Genomic DNA, 20591 nt, shown 5'->3' on the forward strand with positions numbered 1-20591 from the left:
TGACAACATCGATCTTGAACGCTCCCGTCGAACCAAAAACCTCAAAACTCTCCCAATTCCCTTCAGAATTCCGACGCTCAAGCTGTACAAAACCACGCCTCCGTCGCATGATCCAAATCCGTTATTGAGAGTTGGCGACTTTGTTCCTCGATGTCTGACCCTATTAGGGGCAAGCTCGTTCGTAAGCGTTGCAAGTAGCCCCCAATTTTCTTCGATATTCGCCCGCGCCAACCCCGCCTATATTGGCGCTACGCGCCAATATGGGAACGGTGATGCTCCTTGTGCCGGGTTTATTGGGTTTGGCCTGCGTCCGAATCCTAAGTGAGCAGGATCAAAGGTGCTCTTTGGCCCACTTGTATGGGTTCACACGTTCTGAAACGCCGATTTTCCGAAACGCCCCTTGCAGTCGCTTCTTAACGGCTGCTTGGGTGGTCCCCAATAACAGTGCGATTTCACCACTAATTCTTCTCGGCGTAAGCGCTGCAATTGCTTCGGCCTGCTTAAGGGTCAAGCCTTCAGAAAGCACCGGTCGCTTCCCAACTCCTATTACCGAATGCGCCTTTTTCTCGATAATCCTGCGAGACTCGTGGGGGAGTTGCTGCATCTGGGTGCTTTGAGGAAACTGTCCTACCATACCCATCACGCCCTGAAGGTACGATATCTCGCGCCTAGTCAACCGAGTTGAAAGACTAGGGTCAGGACCCATAAACCTTCTTGAGCCCGTTGGACGATCGTGATTCACGCTGCCAAACAATGGGGGCAGCATGAGCGACTACTACTGGTTGACGGAGGCGCAGATGGAGCGTCTTCGACCGCACTTTCCGAAATCGCGGGGTAAGCCCAGGGTGGATGATCGACAGCACCCACATGAAGGCCCACCGCACAGCGGCAAGCCTCTCAAAAGGGGGATCAAACCGAGGGCCATCGGGTGCACCAAGGGCGGGTTGAACTCCAAGCTGCACATGGTGTCAGACGGTCGGGGTCGCCCACTGTCGTTTTTCTGTCGTCAGGCCAGATGAGCGATGCGCGGGGTGCAGTCGTCCTGCTGGGTGATCTGCCGAAGGCGAAACGCCTGTTCGGCGACAAAGGTTACGATGCAGACTGGTTCCGTGCCGAACTGAAACGCAAAGGTGTGCGGACCTGCATCCCGCCCAGGGCGAAAAGAAAGAAGCCCGCATCCTACAACAGGCGCCTCTACAGGAAGCGCCACCGCATCGAGAATGCCTTCGCTCGCTTGAAGAATTGGCGCCGCATCGCCACCCGCTACGACAGATGCGGAGACCTGTTCCCGTCTGCCATCTGCATCGCAGCCATCGTCTTCTTTTGGCTGCCAAAATGAGTCCTGACCCTAATACCCGGGTCCGGAATTCTCTGCTCTTCGATACGACCTACCCGAAACGTTGGAAAACCAAACTCCTAATCGCGCAGTGCCATCTTGACCGATAGTTAGCCGATTTGCAGGGCTCAATTGGGTTCCGACATCCTGCGCAGGAAAGGATGTCTTTGATGTACCCATGGCTGAAAATGTTTCATTGATATGGCCGCGTCGTCAGATTGTGTACGGTGTTTTAACCCGACGACTCGTCTGGTAGCTTGTGTCGACTCTGGTGCGAGCAAGAATTTCAAGGATCACCACTCGAAAGGAGGACAAGCGCGGTGTATTGGGAGTTTACAATTCCGAATCCTCTAGCGATCTGAGATTTGAGAAGAAATAGTTGATTTAGATCATCCCTTGTCTCCTCACTTTGGAACTGGGAGACCTCGCCGCTACCAAACATCGCTGTGGCCTGATCACGGAGCATCCTGAGTTGATCTTCTAGGTCGAGGGTCGAGAACGAGTGGGGCAAACCGAACGCGATTTCGAAATAGGCCCTCAGTGGCCCGGAAGCCATGACCGAATACCACTTTGCATCATCGCTTAGCGGGGACTCTGCGAGCGCAGACAATTCCCTCTGACCATTCAACGCAATTCTGTAGCTTTCGTCTTGCTCCCCAACGCTGATTTCAAACCGCTGAGTTTGATACGCTGCAACAATACGATCAGAGAATCCTGGTTTGGTCGTGTTGGCCTTCCCATCGCCAAACCCAAAAGCCTCGCTGAAGGCAAAGAAAGCTTTGTTGGAGAGCTTTTTTGCAAGCGATTCGTCTGCGGTCGTTCCGTCTTCGAGCACCTTTCGAATGAAGTAGGTGTTGTCGATTTCCTCGTGCAGGCCGAATGCTCCGAGGGCTACTTCCAAGAGACGACGATCGGAGACGAGCTCTTCTGCCGAATTGATTTTGGAAATGTTTTCCACGAAGTAGGTTGTTTTGGTCTTAACGACAGGGGAGTTCGAATAGGCCTCTGTCTGGCGTTCAATGGTGTTTTGAAGAAGCACCCACCCGGCATATCCACCCAGTGGCAAAACCGGCTGGAAGCTCACGATGGGCTAGCAACCAGCAGGCGCTCCTCCCTTGGCAGGAGGCCGCGAAGGGCTCTCAATGCTTGGTAGTGTTGCTTGTCGAGTACAGCAGATGTCGCGGTGTTTAGTTTGGTTTGGCTGTCGTCATCGGTGAGTACTTGACTCAATTGCTCTATACCACGCAACAATTGCAGCTTGGCTTCCTTCGGGTCGGCATCGCCAGATAGAACGAGTTGGGCAATGTAACAGACTCTTCGGACCGGTGTCGTGACTTCTTCCGGATGAATCGCGTCACGGAGGCGAAGGATATTCGCATGCGGCGACACAATGCTCAAACGACTGCGGCGTTCACCGTTTTCAATGACGGCACCGTTGATAAGGACACGCTCCTTCGGCGCCAATTTCAAGACGAGACCAGTCATTCTACGGCCCCCTCCGGTGCTAATCCCCTCATGATCGATGTGTTGATTTCCACAAGGATCTCAACGGTCGCTTCACCCTTTAGCACCTTGCGACTGTGCTGGTCGACGAACCTGGACAGGTAGAAAACCCGTGCCCGAACCATTTCCGGAAGGCTATTTCCACGATCCGCTACATCAGCACCTAGTGTTGTCCAGAGCTTACGGTTCTCGTGAATTGCCTGCGCCAGTGATGCAAAGTTCCCGGTGAGTGGAACCTCGGCGACCTTCAAACTCTGAGTCACGCGTGCGATGGCGTCGTATTCTGTACCGCGATTGGTTCGAACGGGTGCGGCAGCAAACCCGTAGGCTCTTTGAGCCAGTTCGACAGCGTTCACGAAAGATCCTTCCGGAAATTACTGGTCAATCGTATTGCGAGGCGAAGGCAAGACTTGCCAACTATGAACTGGGGCGCCCGATGTATGAGCGCCCCAGGGGATCGACTACTGGAACAACGACAGTACCGACTGCGGCGATGAGTTCGCGATCGAAAGCGATTGGATGCCGAGTTGCTGCTGCACCTGAAGGGCTTGCAGTTTGGCCGAAGCCTCCTCCATGTCTGCATCCACCATTGCGCCAATACCTGCTGTCAGCGAGTCTGTCAGATTGCTGATAAACTCGGCCTGTGTCTCTATCCGCCCTTGCACTGAGCCGAAGGCGGCGGCTGCGTCAACCGCGGTGTCAATGAGAGTGTCGATGGCGGCGAGTGCGCCAGATGCGTCGCTCGTCACGTCGATTGACGCCATGGTGCTGAGGCCGCCAGAACCGGCGTTCTGGAAGGTGCCGGCAATGTTGATCGTTTCGCCGGTGCTGTTGGTGATCGTGATCCGATCTGAATCCGTGGTTGCGTCGTAGTCCACACTGATGCCGGCAATGCCTGCATCCTCAATGGCTTTCTTGACGTTGATCGCAATTGTCTCGTCCTTCGACGTGGCAGCTGCATCTTCCGCAGTCACGGTATACGAAATTGAGGAATCTCCGATCCGGAGATTGATCTGATCACCTTCAGCGAGTACATCGCCATCAAACTCGATGTCCGCGGTTCCGGCGTCCGCTACGCTAGTGGCAAATGCCGCTCCTGCCGCGGGGGCACCGGTCGTGTTCGTATTGAACACGTTCTTCGCAGTATAGCCAGATGTTCCCAGGTTCTGCTCAGCCACAGTAATGGAGGATGCCGTGACGTTGCCGCTCGAATCCCGATCCAACGATGAGAGAATCGAAGCGCCACCGCCGGCACCGTCCACAAGGTTGAGACCATTGAACTGAGCTGCGCTGACCACGGAATTGATCTGGCTCTCCAGTGCGTCAATGTCGGACTGGATCTTGGTCAGGTCGACGTTGTCCTCCTGAGCGGCAACGATTTTACCCTTCATCTCGGTCAAGAGGTCGGTAACGGTTTCTGCGGCCTGGCTTGCAACAGCCACCGTTGATTCACCGAGCGACAAGCTGTCCGAAATGGCTTTGAAGCCATTGACGTCCGATTCCATTACTTTGGAAATCGCCCAGACTGCCGAGTTGTCCTTGGCGCTGGAAACAGTTTTGCCCGTCGAGATCTCGCTTTGAACCTGGTTGAGATTGGCGTTGATACCCTTGAGAGTTTGCAGGGCGACCATCGAACTGGTATTTGTGAGGATACTTGTCATATTCCTGAAGTCCTTCGTATGCGGCGCATTTCGCCGGAATCATTGCCGCCGACGCCAATCGGCGGCCCTTGCGGCCTTCTGCACCGTGCGAACGCCAAACAAGCGTATCGCGCCACTCCTATTGAAGTGCACCAACAAGATTGCCTGAATCCACTAAGAGAATCCTAAAACTCAGTGGCATTGAATTTGGCATTTGAAGCAAATGCCATTCTTCAAGCACGGCGGGTGACGCTTGCTTCAGCGTGCCGAAGGTCTTTGACCGTCCCATTGCCAGTGTATGTCTCGAAATGGCCGGAGGCCCTGCGCACATCTTCGATACGTGCGCGAGCAGATCGTATCCCTCGCAAGCAAGCCGCAAGTAGTTCCTGGTTCCGACTTGCCTGCGCCCGCAGTGCTTCGACCTGTTCGGGTGTCACCCCAGATACCTGAGAAAGTGCCCGAAGGCTTGCTTCCATTTCCGTCGATAGCGAACCCAACTTATCGAGTTTTCCGGATATGGTAGCCTCTCGTTGACAGTGAAGAATGCCGCTCAACTTCGCAGTTCCCTCATCGGGCTCCATGGGCCATCCCCTTCAATGATTCAAAAATTGCTTCGGCCATCCCAATTCCGCCCGCACGAACGACTTCTGCGGCTTGGGCGTTTCGTAGAAAGCTTGAGAATTGTTCTTCGCCGATTCCTCCACCAAGAGCTTCGGGGGCTTTCCCCAAACCGGTGCACTTTAACATTTCCGAAAGGAAGCTCGCTTCCAACTCCTCGGCCACCTCCCGAAGGCGTGTATTGGCGCTTGGGATCCGACTTTGTGATATTTGCCAGATGGGAACTTCAATTCCGTGCATCCGAATACTCCAAGACTTCGAAAACTCTCCTCACTTTAACGGACTTGGGGTAAAGGATCCGTAACCCATTGAAGTCAATCTGGCGACACTCTTGGAAAAACCCACCGGGGTTGGCATGCACGGTTTTCAGCAAATCTCTCCTATTCCGCTCGACGCACTTGGAAGCCAGGCAACTGAGCAATCGACTGCGCGGGCTCCTGGAAGCGCACCGAAAGGTGGGTTGTCAAAGTCCTTTCATCTGCTTGTTCCTCTTGACATGCGGCCAACTCGCTCGGCTACGGCAGCCGGTTTTTCTCTTCCTTTGGCCTGCCAACTTGGAGTTCAGATCCCGAACGTGATTGGGCCACCACTGGGGACGACCCTCCCCAACATGTCCCAATCTGTGGCGTTGGGTGTACAGATCGAGCAGTTTTCGGAAATCCAGCCGTCTTTGGCCGATGGCGTTCTTATCGTGGCCGAAGCAGCTAGGAACGCCACGCTAATTCATGGCGGGGAGCACTTAGAAACGCCTGTGTCTGGCGCGACGCCATTGGAAGGCGCAGATGGAGCCATTGGCAATCCGGTCGGTAGGCAGGACAGGCTTGTTCCGATCCATCCGCACCATGATGCTTCAGGAGCAGTGCTTTCCGGAGCCCGCAAGAACCACCCGGTTGCGCCGGTGGATGGGATTGCCAACGAGATTGGAGCGCACGTACCACCGGCACAAACAGATAGCTTTGCTTTTGGCCAGTTGGAAGAACGTTCTCAAGTAGAGGGTGGAGGGCGTGAACGAGTCCTTGACGATATCGATTCCCGTATGGAGTCGTCGATTTCGCAGGGCGGAACTTCACCACCAGTCCTTTCCAATGAAGGAACAGAGTTCGCGGGGCAGGCAGGTCAGATCGCAAAAGTCGGAACACCCAATGGCGTCGACTCATCAGGTCTCCGAACGTCGGAGGCAACGTCCGTGTCGGTTGGCAACCCCCGGGAGGAAAGGTATCGTTCAGAGAACGGCAATTCCCGAGGAAAAGACCCGCACCAAAGCTGGTTTCCGCGGGTCGTGCCAAACGGTCTCCAGCGGCGCATGTCGATATCCTATGAAGCTGGCACGTCATCCGAAAATCGCTCGTTGGGGCAGATGGTGTCAGTCGGTTCGGCCGTTGAAGCAAATGACCCACCATCAATGCACACCGCTGCAGATCCTCTACTGCATGGAGAGGAAGCCCTTTCCGGTGAAGTGAGACACCGGAGGGAGAACCCCGATAGTCGTTCGACCCCAAACTCCGAGCAAAGAGTGCCTCTGTCAGATGCCCGAAGCAACCGTGGGTCCACTGCCGTATCGAGCCCTCTTGGGCCGCAGGCGACGATCTCTTCGCAGCCAACGCATAGTACCCCACCTCAACGAATGGCAGCAGACCGCCTCGTGGCATTCGCTGAGCACGCAGTTGAACGAGAAGGGACTGCCACCGGCTACGTAGGTCGGCCGATTGGACAGGGGTTAGCACCTGACACTCATGGCAACGTTCCGTATTTGTTACAAGGATCAAATTGGAAGTATCAGGGCCCAGGTCGATCTGGCGTTGTTTCGGATATGCCAAGGCGCACATCCAGCCATACGGATTCGCCGATCCCGGCGACTGACACCAAAGCCGTGCGCAACAAAAGTCCGCAAGAAGTCTTGCCAACTGACATTGGTTCGAATCCCGGTGGATTGACCAAACCTGTCGTTGGAGAAGGCGCTTCGGCAAGTTCGGAGAGAGCTAAGGTCAGCGACGATGTGGAACCTGCAAAGCCGCTGAAACAGCAACTTGAGAACCAACACGACGACAGCCAGTCAGCGACCCATTCGGGCGAGTTCAACACAAGGAAGAAAAGGGGCCACCGTGTCGATGAAACGGCCGCACCGCCATCTCCGGCCGCTAGAAAAACTGGCACGGATTCCGTCGTGTCGATGGGTACACCCCAACTGCTTGTGGCCAATTCTGTGGAGGTCGCGACGCAACAAAGGACTTCAGTTTTTGAATGGCCTTCCGGAGGATCAACGGACGTTCAGCTTGTGGCATCAGATCTGTCTGCCTCCACTTCTGCCAGCGGCTCCAGGGGCGCGACAGGGGTGCCGTATGGGGCGGAATCCATGCGCAACATCGCTCCGCAAATTGTGGAAGCGCTCCAGCACCAGCATCGCGGAATCTTGGAGATCCGCCTCAACCCGGAAGAGCTTGGCCGTCTCCAGATCACTTTCGCAAACAGTGATAGCGGGATGCAAATTGTGATCAATCCCGAACGCTCAGAGACAATTGACCTCGTGAGGCGAAATCTCGACGTTTTGTCAAATGAGCTCAAAGATCTGGGGTTTGAGGGCTTTTCGCTGGAGTTGGGCCATTCCGGTGCGCAGGATACACCCGACGAAGATGGTGATGAAGTCCGGACGATGAGCCGCTTTCAAGGAAGCGACGACTACGCGTCTTCGCACGACGCCCACATGGAATCGAACGGCTCTACCGGTCTCCGCGCCGGTTTGGATTTGCGGGTATAGGGGCAGAGATGGATACGACTAGTGCAACAACGGCGACGACTGGCACCGTGGTCCCGGCATCTCCCGGAAAGGGTGTCATCTCCTCCGACTTCAATACGTTCCTGACGATGTTGACAGTTCAATTGGAGAATCAAGACCCACTGAACCCGATGGATTCGTCGGAATACGCCGTTCAACTTGCGACATTCTCGAGCGTCGAGCAGCAGGCCATGACCAATGATCTGCTTACCGAGATGCTCGCCAGAGATACCTCCAGCGACCTGTCCGAATTGGCGCGTTGGATCGGCAATTCCGTTCGCGTGCAAGTTGACCCGGTGTTTGAGGGCAGCCCCATCCTGATCTCGCCCACTCCCCAACCCGGTGCCGCGCAATCCGAACTCATCGTCCGGGACGATGCCGGCACGATTCGGAATCGGCTGAATATCTCCAGCGGAGGAGAGTTGGTCGAGTGGAGCGGCGTTGATGAGAGTGGTTCGCCCCTATCCTGGGGGCAATACTCGCTTGAAGTCGTCAGCTATGATTCCGCAGGGAGCGAGATGAGCTCACATGCACCGGAGGTCTATGCCGAAGTTCAGGAAGCGCGCTCCTCGGAGAGCGGTATCCAACTGGTGCTCAAAGGTGGCATGAAAGTCGACTCGCTTGCCGTCAGCGCAGTCCGATCAGGCGGCGAGTGACCACACTTTCAAAGCAGGTCAAATACCCAGATGAATCCAATAGCGATTGTCGCACCCGATAGAAACCAGAGCATAGGTTTCGTTGGGGCGCGGCGCGGCTCTTCTGACGCGTTCAACGCCTGTGCAGCTAGCGCGTTTTCTGCGATCTGTGGCAGCCGAGGGCCGAAACGGGACAACACGCGTACCGTATCCGCCAGATCCTTCAGCAGCGCACGCGGGCCAATGCTGTCGCGCAGATACTGCTCCACGACCGGGCGTGCCACATCCCACATGTTGATGCTGGGATAGATGGAACGCGATACTCCCTCAACGACCACCATGGTTCGTTGTAGGTGAATCAGTTCCATCCGGGTCTCCATGCCAAAGCGCTCGGTGACTTCGAACAAGTAGGTAAGAACCCGGCCAATGGAGATGTCCCCGGCAGACATGCCGAAAATCGGCTCACCGACGACCCGCAACGCACTGGCAAACTCATCGATATCGCGATCGGCGGGCACATACCCAGCCTCGAAATGCACTTCCGCGACGCGGCGATAGTCTTTCTTGATGAAACCGAAAATGATCTCGGCGTAGACCCTACGCGTGTAGTCGTCGAGCCGCCCCATGATCCCGAAATCCAGGGCGATGATGTCGCCATTTGCCGCGATCTTGATGTTTCCCTGATGCATGTCGGCGTGGAAAAAACCGTCCCGCAGCGCATGTTCCAGAAAACGTGCCAGCAACCGTTCGCCAACGATCTTGCGATCGATTCCAGCCTCGTCGAGCTTGTCGAGGTCGTTTGCGGATATGCCTTCTGCCCAATCGAGCGTCATGACCCGGCGGGAGGACAACGCCCAGTGCATTTCTGGGACAATGAAGCCTTCGTCATCCGCCGTGGATGCATGGAACTCTGCGGCGGAAGCCGACTCGAGGCGCAGGTCAAGCTCACCGCGAACCGACCCCTCGAAATGCTTGATCACATCGCGGGGGTGCAGTCGCCGGGATGAGGGTGACAATGTCTCGATCATCCAGGCCGCCAGGTAGAATGCGTCGAAATCCCTCCGGAACTCCGCCTCCACATCTGGTCGCAGAACCTTCACGGCGACCTCTTGACCGGTCGTTGCGAGGCGGGCGCGGTGGACCTGGGCGATGGAGGCGGCGGCGACCGGTTCGGAAAACTCGCTGAAGACGTCGTCGACCTTGATTTCCAGCTCCCGTTCAATGGATTCGACCGCGACGGACCGGGGAAAGGGAGGCATCCGATCCTGCAGGACCTTGAGTTGCCGCGACAGGTCTTCCCCAACCACATCGGGGCGGGTCGAAAGGATCTGACCAAACTTGACGTATGCAGGCCCCATCGCAGACAGCGCCCGCAAGAGCGGAGGCAGGTTGGGGTCGCCCTTCTTGCCAAGCCATGCAAACGGCCATCCGAGAGTCCGGGCGGCCACGCGGATGGCGGTCGGAGCATTGAAAGCTTCGAGGACGACGCTCATTGCGCCAGTCCGTTCCAGCGTTGCGCCCGTGCGAATCAGGCGCCAGATGTTGTGAGGGCCACGCAAGGCGTCAGAGCTTCCATCCGGAGTGCAGGGCGACGACGCCCATGGACATGTTGCGGTATTTGACCTGTTCGAAACCGGCGGTCCGGATCATTGCTGCAAACCGCTCTTGATCCGGGAATTTCCGGATGGACTCGACGAGGTACTGATAGCTGTCGCGATCGTTTGCCACCACCTGCCCCATCACCGGAATGAGGTTGTAGGAGTAGCGGTCATAGGCCCATTGCATCGCCGGATTGGGCAATTGCGAAAACTCGAGCGTCATCAATCGACCGCCCGGTCGCAGCACGCGGAAAGCTTCGGAGAGCGAATCCTCGATGCGCGTGACGTTGCGGGTTCCGAACGAATTGGTCACCACGTCGAAGGTGTTGTCTTCGAACGGCAGGTCCATGGCGTCGCCGACAACCCAGTCCAGACGCTCGGCAAGACGTTCGGCGTCAGCGCGCTTTCGTCCCTCGACCAGCATGTCCTCGGTCATGTCACAAACGACGGCGGTTGCGTCGGGCGCACGACGCAGAAAGCGGAAGGCGATATCCCCGGTCCCGCCCGCAACATCGAGCAGTCGTTGCCCGGGTCGAGGCGCCAGCCAATCCATCATCGCGTCCTTCCAGACCCGGTGAACGCCTCCGCTCATCAGGTCGTTCATGACGTCGTATCGCGAGGCAACAGAGGAGAAAACGCCGTGTACGAGGCCCTTCTTGTCGTCCTCGGGTACGGTGCGTTCGCCGAAATGGGTTGTTTTGGTAGAGTCGTCGCTCATGGGACTTGCTCCCGGTCATATTCCTCCCTCCTTATAGGGCGCTGCCGGGGGGTTACAATCCGCCCTCCGCAAGAGTGCGGCGAAGGGAGACAGCAATGCCCGAACTTCCAGAAGTGGAAACGGTCCGCCTGGGACTCGAACCGGTCATGGCCGGCCACAGGCTCGAGCGGGTGCAGGTTCGCCGACCGGATCTGCGCTGGCCATTTCCTGACCGCATGCAGGAGCGACTGACAGGCCGGGAGGTGCTGTGTTTGCGGCGACGATCGAAGTACATCCTTGTCGATCTCGACGGTGGAGAGACGCTGCTGATCCACCTCGGGATGTCTGGTCGCGTGACGATTTTCGGACAGGTCCCGGGCGTTTTCCACCAACAGATCCGGGCCCTGGAAAAACATGACCACGTTGTCTTCGACCTCTCCAGCGGAGCCCGTGTCACCTTCAACGACGCGCGCAGGTTCGGCGCGATGGATCTCCTGGAGACCGAGTCGGCAGAGAGGCACCCCTTGCTGGCGGCGTTGGGTCCAGAGCCCCTCGACAATTCATTCGACGCGCCGTATCTCTTCGAGGCACTGCGCCGCAGGCGTTCGCCGATCAAGGCGGGCTTGCTCGACCAACGCGTGGTGGCGGGTCTTGGCAACATCTACGTCTGCGAGGTCCTTCACCGCAGCGGGGTCGCCCCGACACGCAATTGCAACAGAATTGCCGAAAAATGCGTCAGTTCGCTGGTGCCTACGATTCGGGACGTATTGACCGAGGCCATTGCCGCCGGAGGATCCAGCCTGCGCGACCACCGTCGGGCCAACGGGGATCTCGGGTATTTTCAACACGCTTTTCAGGTATATGGCCGGGAGGGCGCAACCTGCCTTGTGCCCGGATGTGGCGGTACGATCGAGCGCATCGTGCAATCGGGGCGCTCGACCTTCTACTGTCCGCAGTGTCAAAGATAGCTTGATCACCGCAATGACGGTGATAACCCTTTCGTCCTGAGAAACCACCGAAAGGCTCGGCCGCATGGCTTTCGAGACACTGATCGTCGAAGTAACCGATCACATCTGCCTCATCCGACTGAACCGTCCCGAAGCATTGAACGCTCTCAATGCCCAGCTTCTCGGGGAGTTGGGACAGGCGCTGCAAGACGCCGAGGACAACGACAAGATTCGTTGCATCGTGCTGACCGGCTCGGAAAAGGCATTCGCCGCCGGCGCGGATATCTCCGAGATGTCCGACAAGAGCTTCGTGGAGGTTTTCAGCTCCGACCTGTTCGGCGAGGATGCCGAGAAGATTCTCCGCATTCGGAAGCCGATCATCGGCGCCGTCGCCGGATACGCGCTTGGTGGCGGCTGCGAGCTTGCCATGATGTGCGACTTCATCATCGCGGCGGATAGCGCCAAGTTCGGGCAACCCGAGATCAACCTCGGTGTGGTCGCCGGCCTCGGCGGAACGCAGCGTCTCACTCGATTCGTCGGCAAGTCCAAATCCATGGACATGCACCTCACCGGACGCTTCATGGATGCTGAAGAGGCGGAACGTGCCGGCCTGGTATCCCGTGTCGTTCCGGCAAAAAAGCTGATCGAAGAAGCGATGAGTGCAGCCGGAAAGATCTCGCGGAAATCCGCGCTGAGCGTCATGGCTGTCAAGGAAGCCGTGAACCGCAGCTACGAAGTACCATTGCGCGAAGGTCTCCTGTTCGAACGGCGTCTGTTCCATGCGCTCTTTGCCACCGAAGATCAGAAGGAAGGTATGGGAGCGTTCCTGGAGAAACGGGAAGCACAGTTCCGCGACAAGTAATCGACGCTTTTGCGGTTGACTCAGGGACGCAAGCCGCTTAGAGACGCGGCTTCAAGAACGCAATCACCGAAATTCGGAACCCGATCACATGGCTAACACGCCCCAGTCCAAGAAGCGCGCCCGCCAGAACGAACGGCGCTATGCCGTCAACAAGGCACGTCGCTCCCGCATCCGCACGTTCCTGCGGAGCGTTGAAGAGGCAATTGCCTCCGGGGACAAGGAAGCCGCATTCGCAGCCCTGCGCGCCGCTCAGCCTGAGCTGATGCGTGGCGTCACCAAGGGCGTTCTTCACAAGAACACCGCGTCGCGGAAAATGTCCCGCCTGTCGTCTCGCGTGAAGGCCCTCGGCGCCTGATACGACGACACATTCAGTTCAAAGAAAGCACGCCCCTCAGGGCGTGCTTTTTTTGATTCCTGACGATCGGCCCCCTTCGGGCGTTTTTGCCGCGCTCCGGGATTCGTTTTCCCAAAGACTGAGTCAAGTTCGAAGATCAGTTGCGTCATCTCCAACGCAGTTGCTAGCTTGTCGATGCGATTCACATCGTCCGGGGGGACATGGATCGATCACGCAGCGCCTATCGTTTTTGGGGAAGAACGGTTCGCGCAATACGTGAAAAGATCGGCCTTTCGTTCAATCGGCCCTGGGCCGGAGGGGCGAAGTGGGCGTCGATTGCGCGGTTCGCCGTTGCAGCCGGGGCCCCATGTCCAAAACACGAAACCGACCTCATCGCCGGGGTAGACATGGCGAAAGGTCCGTGTGGAAGCGATTCCGCATGGGTGACGGCGCGATCCGTCAGGTTTCTGCGTGTTCCCTCCGAGCGATGCAACCCGCAGAAAACGCGGCACGATTGCGGTTGGGACAGGCCGAACGTGACCGTCTGAAGAACAAAAAAGACGGATCGGAATAGGGCAAAATGACTGACGACACCTGGGGACGTGTTCGAGAAGATCTTCGCAAGGCAGTGGGCAAGAATAACTACGTTACCTGGATCGAGCCGCTGGAATTCGCCACGCTGGAAAACGGTGTGGCGCACTTCCGGGCACCGACCAATTTCATCGGCAACTGGGTATCCCGCAACTATGGCGACCAGATTGCGATGCATATGTCGCGCAATGGCACGCCGGTGCAGCGCATAGAGTTCAGTGTCGGCGCGGCGGTGCGTGAGGCCTTGGCAGCCTCATCCGTGCAACCGAACTCCGTATCTGCCGGTGGCAGCAACGCCCCTTCGCCTGCGCCCCGACCGCAATCGAAAGGCGCCTCGGACATGCCGGGCGCCCCGCTGGACAAGCGCTTCACCTTTGACAGTTTTGTCGTTGGCAAGCCGAATGAGCTTGCGCATGCGGCGGCCCGCCGGGTTGCCGAAGGCGGCCCAGTCAGCTTCAACCCGCTGTTCCTCTATGGTGGTGTTGGACTCGGCAAGACTCACCTGATGCATGCGATTGCCTGGCAGTTGCAGACCGATCGTCCGGACCTGAAGGTCGTCTACCTTTCCGCAGAACAGTTCATGTACCGGTTTGTGCAGGCGCTGCGGGAAAACGGCACGATGCAGTTCAAGGAGATGTTCCGTTCTGTCGATGTCCTGATGGTGGACGATGTCCAGTTCATTGCCGGCAAGGATGGCACGCAAGAAGAGTTCTTTCACACGTTCAACGCGCTCGTGGACCAGCACAAGCAGATCATCATCTCCGCCGACCGTGCCCCGGTGGAAATCAAGAAGCTCGAAGACCGCATCGCGTCGCGTCTTCAGTCCGGCCTCGTGGTCGATCTTCATCCGACAGACTACGAGCTGCGCCTCGGCATTCTTCAGCATAAGGTCGATCAGTACCGGGAAACCTATCCTGGCCTGGTCATCAAGGACGGCGTGCTTGAGTTTCTCGCACACCGGATCTCCACAAACGTCCGTGTTCTGGAAGGCGCTTTGACCAAGCTCTTCGCCTTTGGCTCCCTTGTTGGCCGCGAGATCACGCTGGAGCTGACCCAGGATTGCCTTGCCGATGTGCTGCGAGCCTCCGACCGGAAGGTCACCGTGGAGGAGATCCAGCGCAAGGTCTCGGAGCATTACAACATGCGCCTGAGTGACATGATCGGCCCCAAGCGGCATCGCACCATCGCGCGCCCGCGCCAGATGGCAATGTATCTCTCCAAGCAACTTACCTCACGCTCTCTTCCTGAGATCGGGCGCCGTTTCGGTGGCCGGGATCACACCACGGTCATGCACGCAGTGCGCCGGATCGAGGAATTGAAGGCCGTGGACAACCAGATCGCGGAGGATCTGGAATTGCTCCGCCGCATGCTTGAGGCCTGAAAGCCACAAATCGAGCGTTACCCATTCGTTCCCCCCCTTCCGTGGCCAATAGGCCCTTGTGCGGCAGGGGGAACGCGATAGGGTGACGATCCCGGGCAAATTGGGAGCGGTTGCATGAAAATCAGCATCGAACGCGGCACCTTGCTGAAAGCAGTGTCCAAGGCGCAATCGGTTGTCGAGCGCCGCAACACCATCCCGATTCTGGCCAATGTCCTGATCGAAGCCGAAGGCGACACGGTCAGCTTCCGGGCGACTGATCTCGACATCGAAGTCGTGGACAAAGTCTCCGCACAGGTCGAAAGAGCGGGCGCAACCACGGTGTCGGCGGTGACCCTGCACGAGATCGTCCGGAAGCTTCCCGACGGTGCCCTTGTTCGCCTCACCGATGACGGCGCGAGTGGGCGGCTGACGGTCGATGCCGGGCGGTCGAACTTCACGCTAGCGACCTTGCCCAAGGAAGATTTCCCGGTGATGGCAAGCGCCGAGTACGGCGCGAACTTCACCGCATCGGCGCCGGTGCTTCGGCGCCTCTTTGACAAGTCGAAGTTTGCGATTTCCACCGAAGAGACGCGGTACTACCTCAACGGTGTCTACATGCATGTCGCCGATGGCGAGTCCGGCAAGGTCCTGCGGTGCGTCGCCACCGACGGCCACCGTCTGGCGCGGATCGACGCTGACCTTCCTGCCGGAGCCGAGGTGATGCCCGGCGTGATCGTGCCGCGCAAGACCGTGGGGGAGCTTCGCAAGCTGCTTGACGACGATGAGGCAGAGATTGCGGTTTCCGTCTCCGAGACCAAGGTGCGCTTTGCCACGCCAGAAATCACCCTGACCTCCAAGGTCATCGACGGGACCTTCCCCGATTACGCCCGGGTGATCCCGGTTGGCAATCCGCGTAAGATGGAAGTGGATGCATCCGAGTTCGCCAAGGCTGTTGATCGCGTGGCGACCGTGTCCTCCGAACGCAGCCGCGCGGTTAAGCTGGCGCTCGACGAGGATCGGCTGGTGTTGTCCGTCAACGCACCTGACAGCGGCGCCGCAGAAGAAGAACTCTCGGTTGCCTATGGCGACGAACGTCTGGAGATCGGCTTCAACGCGAAGTACCTTCTGGAGATCGCCAGCCAGGTGGATCGCGAAAACGCGGTGTTCATGTTCAATTCGTCAGGCGATCCGACGTTGATGCGCGAAGGGTCTGATACCAGCGCGGTCTACGTCGTCATGCCGATGCGCGTGTGATGCTGCACGTGCCGGGGTTTCTTTCCTCCGGCGGGCTGGTTCCCGAACAGAAGATTCCCGGGCCATGACGGAGTTGTTCGTCAGGTCATTGGCTTTGTCCCATTTTCGGTCACACAAGGCGGCGCGGATCGAGCTCGACGCGCGTCCGGTTGCGGTTCATGGGCCAAACGGCTCGGGGAAAACCAATCTGCTGGAGGCGGTCTCGCTGCTATCACCCGGCCGAGGCCTGCGCCGGGCATCCGCCGAAGAGATGGGCCGACGCCCAGAAGCAATCGGCTGGAAGATTGTTGCCGGGTTCAGCGCGCTCGGTCAGGAGCACGAGGTTGTCACCTGGTCCGACGCCGGTGCAGCGCGTCAGGTGCAGCTTGACGAAAAGGCCACTCCGCAGCTGGCACTCGGGAAGCTCGTTCGAATTGTCTGGCTGGTTCCGGCGATGGACCGCCTCTGGATCGAAGGGGCAGAAGGGCGCCGCCGTTTCCTTGATCGGATCGCATTGAGTTTCGAGCCAAGCCATGGAGAGGCCGTGCTGGGCTATGAGAAGGCAATGCGAGAACGGAACCGGTTGCTGAAGGACCAGGTCCGGGACAGCGGCTGGTACCGGGCGCTTGAGGCCCGCATGGCTCAGACGGGTTCGCAGATCCAGGCCAACCGGCAAGCAGCCCTTGACCGGATCGCCACTGCACAAGTCGGCGCACAGACAGCTTTTCCCGCCGCCGAACTGGCCCTGACCGGACCGGAGAGTGGCGCGGACCCGCAGGGGGAAGCGGCGTTGCAACTGGCGTTTGACGAGGGGCGCGACCGGGATCTGGCGGCAGGCCGGACATTGGTAGGCCCGCATCGTGCCGATCTCGCTGCGATCTATGCAGCAAAGGGGATTTCCGCGCGGCATTGCTCGACCGGAGAGCAGAAGGCGCTCCTGCTGTCCTTGATCCTGTCCAATGCCCGAGCTCTGGCAACGGATTTCGGTGCGCCGCCGTTGTTGTTGCTCGACGAGATTTCAGCACATCTCGATGCGGGACGCCGGGCCGCGCTCTATGACGAAATCACCGGTTTGAAGGCTCAGGCCTGGATGACGGGAACAGGGGCGGAGTTGTTTGCGGAGATGGGCGATGGGGTGCAGATGGTCGAGGTTGTCGAACAGCACGGGACATCGTTGGTGAGGAAACCCGAAACGTGACCATCTCCATTGCAGATCTCGCGCTCTATGCCGGTGCGTTGCTGATCCTTTTCCTGACTCCCGGGCCGGTCTGGGTTGCCTTGATCGCCCGCGCAATCGCGGGGGGATTTGCGGCGGCCTGGCCATTGGCGCTTGGGGTCGTGATCGGAGATGCGATCTGGCCACTGTTGGCGATCTACGGCTTGTCATGGGTCACGAGTCAGTACGCCGGCGTCATGATTGCGCTGCAATGGGTCGCCGTCGGGTTTTTCCTGTCTCTCGGTATCGGACTGATCCGGAACGCCGGCCATGAGATCGGGAGCGACAGCCGCTTGACCCGGCCCGGTATTTGGGCCGGTTTCCTCGCGGGTCTTGCCGCAATCCTGGGCAATCCCAAGGCTATCCTGTTCTACATGGGCGTGCTTCCGGGGTTCTTCGATCTGAGCATCGTGACGCCGGCAGATACGGCCGCGATCGTGGGAGCCTCGATCATTGTTCCGCTCTTCGGCAATCTTGTGCTGGCGGCGTTCGTGGACCGTGCCCGGCGGGTGCTGTCCTCTCCGGATGCGCTGCGGAGGATGAACCTGACGGCGGGTTGGATGCTGATTGCCGTGGGCGCAATCATCGGGATTTCGTGACGCCGATTCTTGTGGCATCGACGTGACAATGCCCCGTCGACACCGTATAAACTCGCAAAGTTCTAGAGGAAGGGCCGCATGGCAGACGAAGCGCACACGCCGGAAGAGTATGGCGCAGATTCCATCAAGGTTCTCAAGGGCCTGGAAGCTGTACGGAAGCGGCCCGGGATGTACATCGGCGATACCGACGATGGCTCGGGTCTGCATCACATGGTGTACGAGGTGGTGGACAATGGCATCGACGAGGCCCTTGCGGGTCACGCCGATTTCGTAAGTGTCACGATCCATGGCGATGACAGCGTTTCGGTGCGCGACAACGGTCGCGGTATCCCGGTCGATATCCACCCCGAAGAAGGCGTGAGTGCAGCCGAGGTCATCATGACCCAGCTCCATGCCGGCGGTAAATTCGACAGCAATTCCTACAAGGTTTCGGGCGGGTTGCACGGCGTCGGCGTGTCCGTGGTGAATGCTCTTTCCGATTGGCTGGACCTTCGGATCTGGCGGGACGGCAAGGAGTACTACGCACGTTTCGAGCAAGGTGAATGTGTCGAGCACTTGCGCGAAGTGGGCGATGCGGAGGGGGAGAAGGGGACCGAGGTGACCTTCATGGCCTCCACGGGCACGTTCTCGAACCTCGACTACTCTTTCAAGACGCTGGAGAACCGCTTGCGCGAGCTGGCGTTCCTGAACTCCGGCGTGAGGATCATCCTGCGGGACGAACGCCCGGCCGAGCCGCTCGAGGCCGATATGGCCTATGAAGGGGGTGTCCGCGAATTTGTGAAGTTCATCGATCGGCACAAGTCGGCGGCGATGGAAGAGCCGATCTACATGACCGGTGAGCGCGACGGGATCGGCGTGGAAATCGCCATGTGGTGGAACGACAGCTACCATGAAACCGTTTTGCCCTTCACCAACAACATCCCGCAGCGCGATGGCGGCACGCACCTCGCCGGTTTCCGGGGCGCGTTGACGCGAACGATCAACCTGTATGCGGGGTCGTCGGGTATTGCGAAACGGGAGAAAGTGAACTTCACCGGGGATGACGCCCGCGAGGGCCTGACCTGCGTGTTGTCGGTGAAGGTGCCGGACCCGAAGTTTTCAAGCCAGACCAAGGACAAGCTCGTCAGCTCTGAAGTCCGTCCCTCTGTCGAGGGGCTCGTGAACGAGAAGCTGGGAGAGTGGTTCGAGGAGCATCCGAACCAGGCCAAGCTGATCGTCGGCAAGATCATCGAGGCCGCCCTCGCCCGGGAGGCCGCACGCAAGGCGCGGGAATTGACGCGTCGCAAGACCGCCATGGACGTCGCCAGCTTGCCGGGCAAGCTCGCCGACTGCCAGGAAAAGGACCCGGCGAAGTCCGAGATCTTCCTGGTGGAGGGAGACTCCGCCGGGGGGTCCGCAAAACAGGGTCGCGCGCGTCAGAACCAGGCTGTCCTGCCCCTGCGGGGCAAGATCCTGAACGTGGAGCGGGCACGCTTCGATCGTATGCTCTCCAGCCAGGAAATCGGCACTTTGATCACCGCGCTCGGCACCGGAATCGGGCGCGACGAATTTGATATTTCGAAGCTGCGCTACCACAAGATCGTCATCATGACAGATGCGGATGTCGATGGCGCGCACATTCGGACGCTGCTGTTGACGTTCTTTTTCCGCCAGATGCCCGAGATCATCGAGCATGGAAATCTCTACATTGCGCAGCCGCCGCTCTTCAAAGTGTCGCGGGGAAAGTCGGAAGTCTACCTGAAGGATCAGTCCGCGCTTGACGACTACCTGATCGAGATGGGGATCGAAGGGGCGCGGCTGAAACTGGGGTCGGGCGAAGAAATCGTGGCCCAGGACCTCTTGCGCGTGGTTCAGGAAGCCCGGCACGTACGGCGCATGCTGCGATCCTTTCCCACGCACTATCCGCAACATATCCTGGAACAGGCAGCGATTGCCGGGGCCTTTTTGCCCGGACAGGTCGATGTGGATCTACAGGGAACCGCAGATCGCGTTGCAAGACGTCTGGACGCCGTTTCGGTCGAGTACGAACGCGGCTGGCAGGGCCGGCCGACACAGGACAAGGGCATTCGCCTGACCCGTTCCGTTCGTGGCGTGGAAGAAGTCCGAAGGCTGGACGGTCCGGTACTTCGCTCAGGCGAGGCAAAGCGCCTCGGAGAACACACAGGAGCGTTGCAGGAGATCTACGGCGAGACGGCGGTGTTGTTGCGCCGGGACAAGGAGATCCCCGTTCATGGCCCCTTGGATCTGCTCAAGGCAGTACTCGAAGAAGGTGAGAAGGGTTTGAGCCTGCAGCGGTACAAGGGCCTGGGCGAGATGAACCCAGATCAGTTGTGGGAGACGACGCTCGATCCGGAAGCGCGGACCCTTCTGCAGGTACGCATCGAGGATCTGGGAGAGGCCGATGACATCTTCACGAAACTGATGGGTGATGTCGTCGAACCACGCCGGGAATTCATCCAGAACAACGCCCTGAGCGTTGAGAACCTAGACGCCTAGATGGTTGTAGGGTTTCCTTTTATGCTGTTTCTGGGGCTCTTTCGGTAACCCCAAGGCCGGTCAAAGTCTTCGCCGCCAGGATCGCGGGGAGTTTTCGAGGGACGGAACCGTCCCTATATCCAACTCCTAAGCCGGTCAGGTTCAGGAGATTTG

General features: G+C 58.5%; 19 protein-coding genes. 12 read left to right on the top strand and 7 right to left on the bottom strand.

Annotated elements, in window-relative coordinates; genetic code table 11:
- On the top strand, nt 1-325 hold a 325-nt coding region (locus CLV78_RS24340), incomplete at its 5' end, for a hypothetical protein (protein ID WP_211301067.1).
- Between the two features lie 603 nt (nt 326-928).
- Nucleotides 929-1339 carry an IS5 family transposase gene (locus CLV78_RS23120; RefSeq protein ID WP_245925272.1) on the top strand — a complete coding sequence of 137 codons (411 nt, stop codon included), beginning with the start codon at nt 929-931 and terminating at the stop codon, nt 1337-1339.
- A 283-nt stretch (nt 1340-1622) separates the two neighbouring features.
- Here CLV78_RS23120 and CLV78_RS23125 read toward each other — a convergent pair whose 3' ends face one another.
- The 5 genes from CLV78_RS23125 to CLV78_RS23145 form a co-directional block, all read right to left on the bottom strand.
- Nucleotides 1623-2420, bottom strand: a complete 798-nt coding sequence (locus CLV78_RS23125; protein ID WP_158263653.1) for a DUF1217 domain-containing protein — start codon at nt 2418-2420, stop codon at nt 1623-1625.
- Nucleotides 2417-2821 carry a flagellar biosynthesis repressor FlbT gene (flbT, locus tag CLV78_RS23130; RefSeq protein ID WP_106208476.1) on the bottom strand — a complete coding sequence of 135 codons (405 nt, stop codon included), beginning with the start codon at nt 2819-2821 and terminating at the stop codon, nt 2417-2419. Before flbT ends, CLV78_RS23125 begins: the two co-directional genes overlap by 4 nt.
- Nucleotides 2818-3195, bottom strand: coding sequence for a flagellar biosynthesis regulator FlaF (flaF, locus tag CLV78_RS23135; RefSeq protein ID WP_106208477.1), 378 nt, complete (start codon nt 3193-3195; stop codon nt 2818-2820). The genes flbT and flaF overlap by 4 nt, the downstream gene beginning before the upstream one ends.
- 105 nt (nt 3196-3300) lie before the next feature.
- Nucleotides 3301-4500: a flagellin gene (locus CLV78_RS23140; RefSeq protein WP_106208478.1), complete on the bottom strand. Its 1200-nt coding sequence runs from the start codon at nt 4498-4500 to the stop codon at nt 3301-3303.
- 546 nt (nt 4501-5046) lie between these two features.
- On the bottom strand, nt 5047-5337 hold the full coding sequence (locus CLV78_RS23145; RefSeq protein WP_106208480.1) for a rod-binding protein: 291 nt from the start codon (nt 5335-5337) through the stop codon (nt 5047-5049).
- A 91-nt stretch (nt 5338-5428) separates the two neighbouring features.
- On the opposite strand from CLV78_RS23145, the gene CLV78_RS23150 reads away from it, so the two are divergent.
- Both CLV78_RS23150 and CLV78_RS23155 read left to right on the top strand, forming a co-directional pair.
- On the top strand, nt 5429-7852 hold the full coding sequence (locus tag CLV78_RS23150; RefSeq protein WP_146136776.1) for a flagellar hook-length control protein FliK: 2424 nt from the start codon (nt 5429-5431) through the stop codon (nt 7850-7852).
- Nucleotides 7853-7860: 8 nt separating this feature from the next.
- Nucleotides 7861-8526, top strand: coding sequence for a flagellar hook capping FlgD N-terminal domain-containing protein (locus CLV78_RS23155; protein WP_106208482.1), 666 nt, complete (start codon nt 7861-7863; stop codon nt 8524-8526).
- Nucleotides 8527-8534: 8 nt separating this feature from the next.
- Here CLV78_RS23155 and ubiB read toward each other — a convergent pair whose 3' ends face one another.
- Both ubiB and ubiE read right to left on the bottom strand, forming a co-directional pair.
- On the bottom strand, nt 8535-10064 hold the full coding sequence (gene ubiB / locus CLV78_RS23160; protein ID WP_106208484.1) for a 2-polyprenylphenol 6-hydroxylase: 1530 nt from the start codon (nt 10062-10064) through the stop codon (nt 8535-8537).
- Between the two features lie 4 nt (nt 10065-10068).
- A complete protein-coding gene (ubiE, locus tag CLV78_RS23165) occupies nt 10069-10821 on the bottom strand; it encodes a bifunctional demethylmenaquinone methyltransferase/2-methoxy-6-polyprenyl-1,4-benzoquinol methylase UbiE (RefSeq protein WP_106208486.1) in 753 nt (250 codons plus the stop codon).
- A 95-nt stretch (nt 10822-10916) separates the two neighbouring features.
- On the opposite strand from ubiE, the gene mutM reads away from it, so the two are divergent.
- From mutM to gyrB, 8 genes are all read left to right on the top strand, one after another.
- Entirely contained in the window at nt 10917-11768 is an 852-nt protein-coding gene (gene mutM / locus CLV78_RS23170; RefSeq protein WP_106208487.1) for a bifunctional DNA-formamidopyrimidine glycosylase/DNA-(apurinic or apyrimidinic site) lyase, read from the top strand.
- Between the two features lie 64 nt (nt 11769-11832).
- The gene (locus CLV78_RS23175; RefSeq protein ID WP_106208488.1) at nt 11833-12609 is read left to right on the top strand and encodes an enoyl-CoA hydratase; all 777 of its coding nucleotides are present in this window, start codon (nt 11833-11835) and stop codon (nt 12607-12609) included.
- Between the two features lie 88 nt (nt 12610-12697).
- Nucleotides 12698-12964 carry a 30S ribosomal protein S20 gene (gene rpsT, locus CLV78_RS23180; protein ID WP_106208490.1) on the top strand — a complete coding sequence of 89 codons (267 nt, stop codon included), beginning with the start codon at nt 12698-12700 and terminating at the stop codon, nt 12962-12964.
- A gap of 559 nt (nt 12965-13523) precedes the next feature.
- Entirely contained in the window at nt 13524-14915 is a 1392-nt protein-coding gene (gene dnaA, locus CLV78_RS23185) for a chromosomal replication initiator protein DnaA (RefSeq protein WP_106208492.1), read from the top strand.
- Nucleotides 14916-15029: 114 nt separating this feature from the next.
- Nucleotides 15030-16148, top strand: coding sequence for a DNA polymerase III subunit beta (gene dnaN / locus CLV78_RS23190; RefSeq protein WP_106208493.1), 1119 nt, complete (start codon nt 15030-15032; stop codon nt 16146-16148).
- Nucleotides 16149-16212: 64 nt separating this feature from the next.
- Nucleotides 16213-17325: a DNA replication/repair protein RecF gene (recF, locus tag CLV78_RS23195; protein ID WP_106208495.1), complete on the top strand. Its 1113-nt coding sequence runs from the start codon at nt 16213-16215 to the stop codon at nt 17323-17325.
- Nucleotides 17322-17942, top strand: coding sequence for a LysE family translocator (locus CLV78_RS23200; RefSeq protein WP_106208496.1), 621 nt, complete (start codon nt 17322-17324; stop codon nt 17940-17942). The genes recF and CLV78_RS23200 overlap by 4 nt, the downstream gene beginning before the upstream one ends.
- 78 nt (nt 17943-18020) lie before the next feature.
- Nucleotides 18021-20438, top strand: coding sequence for a DNA topoisomerase (ATP-hydrolyzing) subunit B (gyrB, locus tag CLV78_RS23205; protein ID WP_106208497.1), 2418 nt, complete (start codon nt 18021-18023; stop codon nt 20436-20438).
- The last annotated feature ends 153 nt before the right edge of the window (nt 20439-20591 follow it).

It is taken from the genome of Aliiruegeria haliotis (assembly GCF_003003255.1).
In the GTDB taxonomy this organism is placed as follows: domain Bacteria; phylum Pseudomonadota; class Alphaproteobacteria; order Rhodobacterales; family Rhodobacteraceae; genus Tropicimonas; species Tropicimonas haliotis.

Excerpts from the sequence above, each read along its gene's own strand:
- dnaA (WP_106208492.1), top strand. The coding sequence starts at position 13,524 with ATGACTGACGACACCTGGGGACGTGTTCGAGAAGATCTTCGCAAGGCA.
- recF (WP_106208495.1), top strand. The coding sequence starts at position 16,213 with ATGACGGAGTTGTTCGTCAGGTCATTGGCTTTGTCCCATTTTCGGTCA.
- flbT (WP_106208476.1), bottom strand. The coding sequence starts at position 2,821 with ATGACTGGTCTCGTCTTGAAATTGGCGCCGAAGGAGCGTGTCCTTATC.
- CLV78_RS23145 (WP_106208480.1), bottom strand. The coding sequence starts at position 5,337 with ATGCACGGAATTGAAGTTCCCATCTGGCAAATATCACAAAGTCGGATC.
- CLV78_RS23175 (WP_106208488.1), top strand. The coding sequence starts at position 11,833 with ATGGCTTTCGAGACACTGATCGTCGAAGTAACCGATCACATCTGCCTC.
- CLV78_RS23140 (WP_106208478.1), bottom strand. The coding sequence starts at position 4,500 with ATGACAAGTATCCTCACAAATACCAGTTCGATGGTCGCCCTGCAAACT.
- dnaN (WP_106208493.1), top strand. The coding sequence starts at position 15,030 with ATGAAAATCAGCATCGAACGCGGCACCTTGCTGAAAGCAGTGTCCAAG.
- rpsT (WP_106208490.1), top strand. The coding sequence starts at position 12,698 with ATGGCTAACACGCCCCAGTCCAAGAAGCGCGCCCGCCAGAACGAACGG.
- mutM (WP_106208487.1), top strand. The coding sequence starts at position 10,917 with ATGCCCGAACTTCCAGAAGTGGAAACGGTCCGCCTGGGACTCGAACCG.
- ubiE (WP_106208486.1), bottom strand. The coding sequence starts at position 10,821 with ATGAGCGACGACTCTACCAAAACAACCCATTTCGGCGAACGCACCGTA.
- gyrB (WP_106208497.1), top strand. The coding sequence starts at position 18,021 with ATGGCAGACGAAGCGCACACGCCGGAAGAGTATGGCGCAGATTCCATC.
- CLV78_RS23155 (WP_106208482.1), top strand. The coding sequence starts at position 7,861 with ATGGATACGACTAGTGCAACAACGGCGACGACTGGCACCGTGGTCCCG.